Annotated in this window: 11 protein-coding genes and 1 pseudogene; 2 read left to right on the forward strand and 10 right to left on the reverse strand. The window is 33.3% G+C overall.

Annotation, left to right across the window (positions count from 1 at the left end):
- Positions 1 to 127: 127 nt before the first annotated feature.
- Both BAU27_RS29315 and BAU27_RS33145 read right to left on the reverse strand, forming a co-directional pair.
- A complete protein-coding gene (locus BAU27_RS29315; protein ID WP_071746356.1) occupies positions 128 to 502 on the reverse strand; it encodes an HsmA family protein in 375 nt (124 codons plus the stop codon).
- Between the two features lie 116 nt (positions 503 to 618).
- Positions 619 to 783: pseudogene (locus BAU27_RS33145) on the reverse strand (IS4 family transposase); the annotation flags it as partial.
- Positions 784 to 1086: 303 nt separating this feature from the next.
- On the opposite strand from BAU27_RS33145, the gene BAU27_RS32120 reads away from it, so the two are divergent.
- Entirely contained in the window at positions 1087 to 1341 is a 255-nt protein-coding gene (locus tag BAU27_RS32120; protein WP_139254708.1) for a hypothetical protein, read from the forward strand.
- A gap of 345 nt (positions 1342 to 1686) precedes the next feature.
- Positions 1687 to 2994: a condensation domain-containing protein gene (locus BAU27_RS29330; RefSeq protein WP_071772888.1), complete on the forward strand. Its 1308-nt coding sequence runs from the start codon at positions 1687 to 1689 to the stop codon at positions 2992 to 2994.
- Between the two features lie 306 nt (positions 2995 to 3300).
- Here the strand turns inward: BAU27_RS29330 and BAU27_RS29335 are convergent, their stop codons facing one another.
- The 8 genes from BAU27_RS29335 to BAU27_RS29375 all read right to left on the reverse strand — a co-directional run bounded on the left by BAU27_RS29335 (position 3301) and on the right by BAU27_RS29375 (position 9982).
- Complete coding sequence (locus tag BAU27_RS29335) at positions 3301 to 4719, reverse strand: homocitrate synthase/isopropylmalate synthase family protein (protein ID WP_071772889.1); 1419 nt, start codon at positions 4717 to 4719, stop codon at positions 3301 to 3303.
- A complete protein-coding gene (locus BAU27_RS29340) occupies positions 4716 to 5780 on the reverse strand; it encodes an alpha/beta hydrolase (protein ID WP_071772890.1) in 1065 nt (354 codons plus the stop codon). Before BAU27_RS29340 ends, BAU27_RS29335 begins: the two co-directional genes overlap by 4 nt.
- Positions 5781 to 5794: 14 nt before the next feature.
- Complete coding sequence (locus BAU27_RS29345) at positions 5795 to 6232, reverse strand: DUF441 family protein (protein WP_071772891.1); 438 nt, start codon at positions 6230 to 6232, stop codon at positions 5795 to 5797.
- 15 nt (positions 6233 to 6247) lie between these two features.
- Complete coding sequence (locus tag BAU27_RS29350) at positions 6248 to 7114, reverse strand: HesA/MoeB/ThiF family protein (protein ID WP_083596232.1); 867 nt, start codon at positions 7112 to 7114, stop codon at positions 6248 to 6250.
- A 13-nt stretch (positions 7115 to 7127) separates the two neighbouring features.
- Positions 7128 to 7976, reverse strand: coding sequence for a HesA/MoeB/ThiF family protein (locus tag BAU27_RS29355; protein ID WP_071772892.1), 849 nt, complete (start codon positions 7974 to 7976; stop codon positions 7128 to 7130).
- Between the two features lie 694 nt (positions 7977 to 8670).
- Positions 8671 to 9138: a hypothetical protein gene (locus tag BAU27_RS29365; protein ID WP_071772894.1), complete on the reverse strand. Its 468-nt coding sequence runs from the start codon at positions 9136 to 9138 to the stop codon at positions 8671 to 8673.
- A 186-nt stretch (positions 9139 to 9324) separates the two neighbouring features.
- Positions 9325 to 9543: a hypothetical protein gene (locus BAU27_RS29370; protein ID WP_071772895.1), complete on the reverse strand. Its 219-nt coding sequence runs from the start codon at positions 9541 to 9543 to the stop codon at positions 9325 to 9327.
- A gap of 178 nt (positions 9544 to 9721) precedes the next feature.
- Positions 9722 to 9982, reverse strand: coding sequence for a hypothetical protein (locus BAU27_RS29375; RefSeq protein WP_071772896.1), 261 nt, complete (start codon positions 9980 to 9982; stop codon positions 9722 to 9724).
- Positions 9983 to 10729: the final 747 nt, after the last annotated feature.

Below are 10729 nucleotides of genomic sequence, written 5' to 3' on the forward strand. Positions count from 1 at the left end.
CTTTCCATTCTCAATACATGGCTTGTGAGCTAAAGGAAAACAAATGGTGTAAATATTTCTCTAGCTTCTCCTTGTATATCCTAATATAAAAATAGTTTTATTTTTGTTTGGAAAGTTCAAACTCCTTTTATGAATTGTTTGTCATTCCATATATAAGCCCTGAAATATATGGAATTAACCAAATGAACCACACAATTACACTAAATGTGTGAAACTTTGCAATCATTTTTATATCCTTCTTCTTTAAAACTACAGTGGCCCACACAGCATGAAATAACATAAGTAAAATTGCTGATAAACCCGTAATCCCATGAAAGCTGAATAGAGAACCTTCTGAAGCCATTTTCTCCATTAATGTAGTACCAATCGTATCGCATGCTAATCCAACCCAAAATATAATCACATGCCAAGGTTTTAATGTTTTTTGAATCTTTTCACTCCAAACCCCAATTGAATAAAAAATAAGTGCTGCTGTAATAAATGTAATAGCAGATGCTAGCACATCAATCACCCCTTTACAAAATTTCTCTTCCTTTTACAAGATTTATTTTATCTAAGGATTATGAACAGAGTATGAATGGAAGATTATCCTTCCAAATATATATAGATGGGCTTTGTTTTGCTAAACCAAATACATAGGACCACTAAATCTGGTGCGCGATATTTACTTTTTCGTTTAACAAATCCTACTTTTCTAGCTAATTGCTCTAAAGCATCAGGCGACATGTATCGTTGTAACTCTTAAAAAAATAATTCCAGTTCATCAGAAGTCGATAAATCCATACGAAAAACGCCATCCTTTCTGTATATTTCTACAAAAAGAATAGCGTTTTTTTTCGTTTAATAGATACATTTTTTTAGCTTGATAGCGATGTAATGTGCCCCCTATAAATAATAAATAATAGTAAAAGATAAAAGAACTCAATTAATTACCAATTTATTTTTTATGCCCACAAGTATTAATTAAAGTTGTTTTATATATAACCACCTAATGAAGATATATATAACCATTTAGATGAATTATCATAATGTCCTTGGACATATTCTCCATTACCCCAAGTACCAGTTACATTAGTATCTTTATTAATGAAACCTACAACCTTAGCGCTAGCAGATGCTGATTTTCGTACATTAGCGCCATATACACCTACTTTTCCTCCATTTGTACAAAGACCTGATACATCATTTTTTTGTAAAGGATTAATTGTTGAAAATGATGAGGTGATACAAGCGCAAGAAGGAATTATTTGTAAAAAACGTAATAATGAATACAAGCATCTAAAGCAATATGATAAAAGGTTGGTGGTCCTCCATGCCCATCAACCTTTTATTATGAAGTAACACCTGAACGTATTATATTATTGTTTTTTATTAATAGACATAAAAATATTTCATTTGTTTTATTGATAATTTCCAAACACAATTGTAAAATGTTTGTATATATATAAACTAAACAAAATTACGTTTGATTTTATCGAAAGAGATAGAAAGTATTAATAACAATAAAAAAATGGGTATATCACCTACTAAGAGCCGTAAAAAGAATAGAACCAGTACGGAAAAGATACTTTCGTAAAAAAATTTAAAAATAAGAATTATTTGCTCTTGAAGAAAAGTGACTAGAAAAGTTACAACCATATGGAGAATAAGGTTATACAAAAAAAGTCTTAAAAGGGGGACAAAATTATGGAACAAAGAAAGTTTTCAGTAACACCTCAAGATCGAATGAATTATATATTAGGTCTTTATTCTGCAGATCAACAAATTAATGCAGTTCTTTATTTTCCTGTAGGTATATCAAAGAAAATACTTGAACAATCAGTAAGGATAACGTTACAATTGCAGCCGATTTTGAACAGCCGGTTTGTAGAAAATGATATTCCTTACTGGGAGGAACATTCATCTGCCACTAACTCACCTATTTGCCTTTTTGCAGAAGGAAATGATCAAGAACTTGAAATAATGGCAATAGATTTTATTAAGGAACCTGGTGATCGTATTCAGGGGCCTATGGTTCAAACAAAATTATTACGAGGCACTACGACAGATATGTTAGTTGTGAAATTATCTCATCTATGTTCAGATGGTGCAGGGGTCAAGGAATATATTAATTTGCTTGGAGCAATTTATACTCAACTTTCCTTGGGACTATCTAAGAATCAAATTATAAAGGAATTTGGTGAGGGAAATGAGAGTTTTCGAGATCAATCACATGTATTCAAATATGCTGGAATATCGGACATAAAAAGCGCGTATCGTCCTAACCAAGAACAACAGGCATCGTTATGGTCTTTTCCATCTCATCCCAACAAAAATAACTCCCCTCAAATGTCCGTACGGCGGTTGAGCCATGAGCAATCTCTACGTCTAATCCAATGGACAAAAGCACAACAGGCTACCTTGAATGATGTAATCATGACTGCATACTTCCGAGCTTTATCAAATTTCACTGTGTATGCAGAACCTCGCACCTCAGAAAAAATGATCGGTTTAACAATTGATTTACGTCGATATCTGCCTAATTATACAACTGGGGCTATTTGCAACTTATCTGGCATGGAAATGCCAGTGATTAAAATGGAGGATGATGAATCATTTAATCAGACTCTCGTTCGAATTAAACAATCAATGGATAAAATAAAGTCTCAAAATCCAGGTCTTTCTTCAGCAGCAGGAATGGAGCTACTGGCAGGTATGAAGCTATCTGTGGTGAAGGAAATGTATAATCAGCAATACGAACAGGCTTTACAGATGGGGATGGCGTTGCCGTTACTGACAAATTTCGGGGTGATCGCTGATGAACCTATTCAGTTTGGTGAAATTCAAGCTGAGGACGGGTATATGACATCACCCATTATGTATGCGCCATTCTTTTCAATGGGTGCAAGCTTCTATAATGGAAGACTTACATTTACGATTGGTTATCATACACCGGATACATCAAAAGAAAAGGTAGACAAATTTTTAGAAAGTGTTGTTAATCAACTACCATAAATAAAAGAGAATATAGCGCAAAAATTTCTAGCGGAATTGTATTTTAGGGGCTCGTCCCCATGTCTATCGAGTTAACAAAACAAAATACCCCCTGAAATGAAAAAAGACGTTATTCTTTCTGAAAAATCATAGGAAAAGATAACGTCTTTTTATCAAACTTTTTTACAAGTTATCAATCTTTATTATAAAGTGAAACTTTAATCGGTGGGGGTTTTGTTCATCACCCACTGATTATTAGCCCACACCAATCGGGCTCTTCTTTGTTTATATGCCATTTATTAAAATAACTATTTTGTTCCAATTTAATTAATATACAAATACTTTTGATGAGCTTTCCTCTAACAAACTAGAATTATAATTAGGTGCTAGTACGATGTTTGTATATGTTCCTGTACCCGAAAGATATTTGTACCTATGTTTTAACCCTGATGGAATAAAAACAGATGCTGGACTTTCAATTATTTGCAATTCTCCTTCAATTTCTACTTCACACATGAGACCAGTACCATCTATTCTATTCCCCCAAAAAATAAAGGCACTATCACAATGATGTGCATGAGTATCTACATGCCCTTCTAAGTTCTCATCCATATGAGCGTCGTAAAATACACGCTGTATTACATAAAATGAAGCACGTTCATCAGTTCTATAATCCATCTGTACCCAACGCTCTCCTGGACCATCACGATGATATAAAAGCTCAGATGCTCCTTTTACAAATGGTTTACTAACTCGAAGAGACTTTGAAAGCCGAGGCCCTTTTCTTTCTATACGTTTTTGTTGTATGTTCCTTACTCTTCCTAACATTTCAGGTTGAATACCCTCGTATGCTGAGTAATTCTGCTGAACAGCTTTTATATGATAAGATGCAGTATGAGTAAATATATTCTTTCCAATAATCGGTCTCCAATGATCTACTTGACAACCAGTAGCTAATTGGAGAGATTGCGTTAATTCAGGAATCATCTGTAGTTTAAAGCACTGTAGATTACGCTTTTGAGATAAAAATACTGATAAATTTAGCAGATCAACAATCCCAGCACGTTCACCTATTCCGCACAATGTAGCATCAATGACAGATGCCCCCGAATCGATTGCAGCAAGAGCATTTGCCATGGCTAATCCTAAATCATTATGAAGATGAACTTCAATCTCACAAGGGAATGTCTCAACAGATTTCTTCACGATTGTAGCACACTGACCTGGCTCCCAAATTCCTACAGTGTCTGCTAAACTGATTCGATCTGCTCCAGCTATATGTGCAACCTGTCCAATGTAGGCGATATCTTCCCATTCCGTTCGTGAAGCATCTTCAATAGTAAAACGGATTTTCATTCCTAAAGATTTTGCTTCTTCAATAGCTTGTTTCACCTGATTAATAACATAATCTTTTGATCGATTGGTGTATTTTGTTTGTAAAGAAATAGGATTAATAGACGCCCAGATTCCTATCCAATCGGCACCAGCACGATAAGCCGCATGAACTTCTTCTTCTTTCGCCCGAGCATGCATAAGTATTTCGGCGTGCTTTGCAGATGCTGCAACTTCTCGGCAAATCTCTTCTTCTTCTTCAGAGATGCCAGGGTGTCCAACTTCAATAAGACTTACTCCAAAATCCTCTAACATGTGAAGTAATGTAATTTTGTCTTCCTTGGAGAAACGAATACCACATTGTTGTTCTCCTTCACGTAAGGTAGCATCTAATATTTTTAAACCTTTTTTCATTCCTGTTTGCCTTCTTTCGCCTCTATAAAGTTTAATGTTTGTTCGAATAGGATATTACGATTCTTTTCATACACAGCCCAGTGTGTTGCATCGGGGATTACTACTTCTTTTTTTTGTTTTGCACTTGTTAATTTTGACATCATATTTCGGTCTGCAAATATGTCATCTTCCCCGTAAATGACAAGTAATGGAGTGGTAATCTTAGATGCATCATATAGAGGCTGATTTTTCCAAATATAAAATAAGTCTTCAAGTGGACCAACTGGTCGACGAATCGTTTGATTATTTTTCTTACTCATAGGATCTGAATCAATAAAAACTTGTTTTACGGCATCCATTGCTTCGTTTGTAACAATTTTTTTATTTCCCATCATCATATGCCAATGATGCATTCCTTTATCAAAGTCTACGATTTGGTAAGCTGGTGCTTCAGGATTAAACTGATTAGGTTGTAGTGGGTTTTCAAAAGGTTGTGTCATCATAGGAAGTGTGAACCCATGCATATACCCATATAAAATAAGCTTATTAATATCTTGAGGATGGGATATTGCATAATTTCCAGCCACAACGCCTCCATATGACCATCCAACAATATGAATTTTTTTTACGTTTCTTTTCTTTTTAATCCATTTTACAATTGTTTCCAGATCTTTAGTTGCATCATTCAAATGAATAACCGGATGGTTTTGGGAAGAAGGATCTGACATTTCTTTAGGGCGAGAAGAACGACCAAACCCTCTGAAATCCATAGCCCAAGTATCATACCCTTTTTTGGCATACTCATCCATCCATGAAAATTTTGGTACATCAAATGCCTGAGCTGTAGGTACACTAAATGGTTCTAAAAATAAGATAATTTCATCAGATGTATACTGTTTTTTATTATTTAAGTTTTTATGAAGTAAAAATAATTTTTCTTCTCCTTGCTGAATTTCTAATTCTTGTTTTACTACTTTAGAAGTTTGATCATTTTGAGAAGTTTCTTTGATATTAGAACAACTAGACATAAGTATTATCAAAAAAATCCCTACTAAACTAATGTGTGTCCATTTTATCCTCATTTAGAATATTCCTTTCATTTCATAGAGATAATAGCTATGATTCCCGCCGCGATAATTAATCCGGCTGGTAATCCTTTTGTAAATATTACGGCAATAAGAGTACCTATTAAGACACCTAACAATATCGTAGGATTCATAGGTAGAACTTCTACACCTTTTCCTCCTATGTATGACACAGTAAAACCTGCTAGAATGGATCCTAATCCGATAGGAGAGGTAATTAATTTTATTACGTTTTCACTTGTAATCTTTCCAGATGTGATTGGTACTAAAAGGAATAGCATCAGAAAGAAAATACCAATTGGAAAAGAATATTGTTGAATAAGATGTAATAAAGTTTTTTGTCCAACAGCAAGTAAAACTCCTAATAAACAAGCCGCACCAGCTAGCGCATAATCCTTAACAAGCAGAGCGAGTGTAACAATAATCCCCAGTAACAAAAAAGGAAGCATATTCTCTTACCTCATCTATAATGTTGTATAATCCCAACTATCATTTTCAGGTACAGACACATGTACCATATTTTGATTTGCAAAGTTAATTTGGATTAAATTTGGACTTATTACAGGTTTTAAGTCTTCTCGATTTATTATAAATTTAAATGCTTCAAAGCTTGCTAGAATGCCTACTATATTCGCAACAGGAGAGATTACCGCCCATGGTCGATTTTTTTGTACATAACTATTTGCCCAGTTCTCATCCGCGCCGTACGTGACAGAATGAAGAGCACGCCCATCTTTTAGTTTATGAATTTCATCTTGGATTTCTGTTGTTAACTCTTTTTGATAAGACGGATATCCTAACGCAATTTCATAGGGTGTAGAGTCAGGAGTAAAAGACATGACGCCACCTCTAAATGGAGGCGTCACCGCAATCCAAATTGAAGGGATTCCTAGTTTCTGAGCTGTACGATGGATAATCACTCTCGCTACTAAATTATCAGTTGCATCTATAATGATATCTGTATTCGTTAGAAGCTCTAATGCATTGTCCTCGGTAACAAATTCTTTTGTTATCTCTACTTGTAATAATGGATTAATGTCTTGCAAAATTTCTAAAGCGACCTCTGCTTTTCGCTGTCCTAATTTACTGATGGAACTTAGCATTTGTCGATTGATATTACTTGCTTCAAATACATCTTGATCAATAACATGTAAAGAACCCACACCCATTCGCGCCAATTGGATAAGTGTAATTCCTCCTACGCCCCCTGCTCCAACTACAGTAACTCGAGAATTTTTTAATTTCTCCTGCTCCTCTACAGAGATAACACCAATATTTCGCGTAAAACTTTCTTCATATATATTTTGCATATCATTATTTTTTGTCAACAAATTGTATTCCTCCTTACAGTGTTTTATAATCCCATCCACCTTTTGGGACTTCTTTTACTTGAACCGGGATATGACTATCTAAATCTATTACAATGCCTTTAGGCGCTCTAGCTAGAGGTTCACGATCAGTTAAAACTTGTATTGCTTCATGAAAACTAAATAGTGACAATAAATGAGCACGCATCGGCGTGATAATCCATCCTGCTTTTCCATCACAAAAATTTTGCGCCCACTCTTTTGGTGCGCCTTTCTCCACAGAATACCAAGCTCGACTTTTCTTTATATCAGCAATCTGTTGTCTTAATTCTTGATTTGTTAATTTGCATCCGACACTTGAGATATTTAATGCTTCTTCATAAGGAATTCCGGTTGGGAAAAATGTAGAAACAAATCCTCGTGTTGGGGGGCTACCTGACATCCCCACACTTGGTATACCTAATTCTCTAGCTGTTCTATGTATAATAACTCTTGAAGGCATATCATCTACGGCTTCTACTACAATATCATGCCCTTTTATTAGCTCGATTACATTCTCTTCATCTACTCTTGTTTGGATAAAGTTTGTTGATATATAGGGATGTATATCTTTTACAACCTGTTCTGCAACCTTTGCTTTTGGCTCACCTATAACACTAGAAAGCGCTAACATTTGTCTGTTAATATTAGAAACTTCAAATTCATCGGGATCAACACCAGTAATATGCCCTATTCCCATTCGCGAAAACAGAATTGCTTCATAACCACCTACTCCCCCTAGTCCAAAAATAATGACCTTCTTATTTCGAAGACATTCTTGTTCCTGTTCAGAATACACACCAATATTCTTCTTAACCATTTCCCAATAATATGAATCCATATCCATTTTGGAGTCTCCTTTATATGTAGTAACCATTTCAAAAAATAAGTCCTGTATATAAAAATAGTTTAGAAGTATGTCGTTTTTGTGTGCTAATTGTAAAAAAAATAAAAAACTTTCAATTCTAATTTTTTAAACAAATGAAGAACTCGAAGATTTAAAGGAGGGAATAATCAGGTTTTCCACTTTTAAACTACAGGAATTCCAATGGGTTTCAGGTGAAGATATAGACAATGTAACTCATTTCTTATCTATAAGATTCTTTTTATATGATAAAAGAGAAATTGTAGGTATTGAGGTTGTAACTGACAATAATCTATCAAAGCCTTATTGGATGCGTTCAAATCTGTTTATTCTTACAGAACTTAATCAAATTGATGATTTTGTAAAAAGAATAGAGCAGTTAATTAGTAAGAAAATTAATGCGTTGGAAGGAATAATTCCAGCCTGACAGGGATAATTTTTGTAGGTGAATTACATATATCAACTCCGATAACAGAATTTATTTGAACCAACACCCACCTTCAGAAAGCTCAAATAGGATTAAAAGAAAATGTGAGATTACTATTATGGTGGGCATTTTTATATTATTAGTATTACTTTTTATGTTATATGAACTAATTAAAACAAAAAATGAACTGAAATTTTTCAGAAAAGATATTAAACAATTATTAGAAAAGGAAGATAAAGATATATAAAGTTATCTTTTAAGGAAATCAATTGCTTGCTTAAAATTTGTATTGTCTATCTTATAAGCTATAGTGTGAGTTCCATCTATACCTTCTGATATCATAATTTCAAGATTTTTTTCGACCCACACAAAGAAGGTTTCTTTTGATCCATCTTCAAATTGAACAATCATATGAGATCTCATCGTATCTTTAACTTCTTGATCCAATAGTATATTCATTGGTTTACTATTTTCTATTGCTGAAACAACAGATTTAATCGTATCTTTATTTGTTGTTTTGAAAACATCGTTTTTACTTAGATTTTTTAACTCCATTGATGTAATTTTGTCCTTGTTCTCAAATATTACAGCATGTACCTCTGCTTTTTGCCGTTCAGATGTAGATAGTTTTGGAGAAACCACTTGCTCTTCTTTTGTAGTACAACCCATTAAATTTATAGATAGCCCCCCCATAACTAAACACATGATTTTTTTCATTCTCCCCCTCCTTATTTTGGATAATAAAATATAGAATTCTGAGTTAAAGAGAAAAATCCTGTTGTATACCGTATTTATGTGAAGTTAACATAACACCACTTATCAGTAGTCCATGTATTTAAAAATCTCAAAAAATCCCTTCAGATCTTCTGAAGAGACTTTGCATTCATAAAACTATTAGAAAAGTTACTTAAAAGGTTTTTTCCAATTTGAATAATAATAAATGAACTGAATTAATAAAGTTATCGCTGCAATAGCCGTAAAGGTTACAAAATAAATTAATCCCAAATCTAATAAATATATTACTATTAGCGTGTTAACTACAAGAGGAATTGAAGCTAAAACATTATAAAAACGTTTTTTATAAAAAAGATGATCTTTTTCATTTATATAATTATTGACCATAAAAATCCTCCTTTTTCTTTTCTAAACTTCACGTATATTCACATTAATACAACACCTAAATTTTACCACATCATGAGGTATTATTAACATAATTATCGATTGCGGAAGTTGAATTTTGTTCTATTTTTCTTTTTATCATATTCTTTTGTTAACCACGACTTTTTCACTTTTATTTGAATTAGCTTTCAGCAATACCGTAAGCAAGTAATGAAATATACCCGATTATACAAATTGCAATAATGTTAAGTATTATTAGTAGCCATTTTATTAAACCTTTTTTTGCTTTTAGTCCCAAGAAAGATCCTAATAATGGGAGCAGAAACATTGAAATAATAAATGGTTTACCTAATGTTCCTAACGACACACCACTCAACATTGTATAAAACAAAACAATGAAGATTACAAAAGTAGCAAGCGAAAAAACACTATATTTACTCATATGGGTTCACCTCCCGAAAGTTAGTTTTTATTTCCAATGTATAATATTCAAACCTTTACATAATTACTATTTATTTCCTTCTACAATTTCATTTAGTTGAACAATATTCTTTTTAACCGCTTATTTTATGTCGAAATTTACTTAACGTACGAAATTCGTGTTTTGTTGGTGCTACCCCATCGCTATCAAGCTAAGATTTTGCACTACCTATAAAGCGAAAAAGACGTTATCCTTTCTGTAGAATTATAGGAAAGTCTAGATATATATGCTGATCTAAGATAAGATTTCTTACATTAAAATGCCATTGAATTTCTTAAGTTAATGGATGTGTACGGCTACCCCACAAAGAACAATGTAAAAGTAACATCCCTAATTTTGCACTCACCCTATTTTACGTTTACTCTGATTCTGTCATTTCATCCATATGAATCTGTTTTCCTGTGAATAGTTTGTAAAACAGATGTGTGCGTATATCTAACAATTTATGTAGCGCATGCCATTGGCTCCAATGGTGTGCATTTTGATTATATATATGTTTGGAGTGCTGGTGGCACTTTTTCTTTATATCCTAATCAAAAAAACGTAGGCTCACGCATACCGATATTCATCTCCCACCTAAAATTGGTGTTTCACACCTTCAGATTTTTGAGGAAGGAGTCTTTTGTCGGAAAACAGTAAAATCTTATTAATTTTTATAATTAGTAGAATTTTTATAGAAATAATCTTCTTAATCTATTAAAATTATAT

The organism is Bacillus sp. NH11B (assembly GCF_001884205.1).
In the GTDB taxonomy this organism is placed as follows: domain Bacteria; phylum Bacillota; class Bacilli; order Bacillales; family Bacillaceae_G; genus Bacillus_A; species Bacillus_A proteolyticus.

What these genes read in the sequence shown, in the direction of transcription:
- BAU27_RS29345 (WP_071772891.1), bottom strand. Translation starts at nt 6,232, where the DNA reads ATGCTTCCTTTTTTGTTACTGGGGATTATTGTTACACTCGCTCTGCTT.
- BAU27_RS29365 (WP_071772894.1), bottom strand. Translation starts at nt 9,138, where the DNA reads ATGAAAAAAATCATGTGTTTAGTTATGGGGGGGCTATCTATAAATTTA.
- BAU27_RS29370 (WP_071772895.1), bottom strand. Translation starts at nt 9,543, where the DNA reads ATGGTCAATAATTATATAAATGAAAAAGATCATCTTTTTTATAAAAAA.
- BAU27_RS32120 (WP_139254708.1), top strand. Translation starts at nt 1,087, where the DNA reads ATGAAACCTACAACCTTAGCGCTAGCAGATGCTGATTTTCGTACATTA.
- BAU27_RS29355 (WP_071772892.1), bottom strand. Translation starts at nt 7,976, where the DNA reads ATGGATATGGATTCATATTATTGGGAAATGGTTAAGAAGAATATTGGT.
- BAU27_RS29330 (WP_071772888.1), top strand. Translation starts at nt 1,687, where the DNA reads ATGGAACAAAGAAAGTTTTCAGTAACACCTCAAGATCGAATGAATTAT.
- BAU27_RS29335 (WP_071772889.1), bottom strand. Translation starts at nt 4,719, where the DNA reads ATGAAAAAAGGTTTAAAAATATTAGATGCTACCTTACGTGAAGGAGAA.
- BAU27_RS29375 (WP_071772896.1), bottom strand. Translation starts at nt 9,982, where the DNA reads ATGAGTAAATATAGTGTTTTTTCGCTTGCTACTTTTGTAATCTTCATT.
- BAU27_RS29340 (WP_071772890.1), bottom strand. Translation starts at nt 5,780, where the DNA reads ATGAGGATAAAATGGACACACATTAGTTTAGTAGGGATTTTTTTGATA.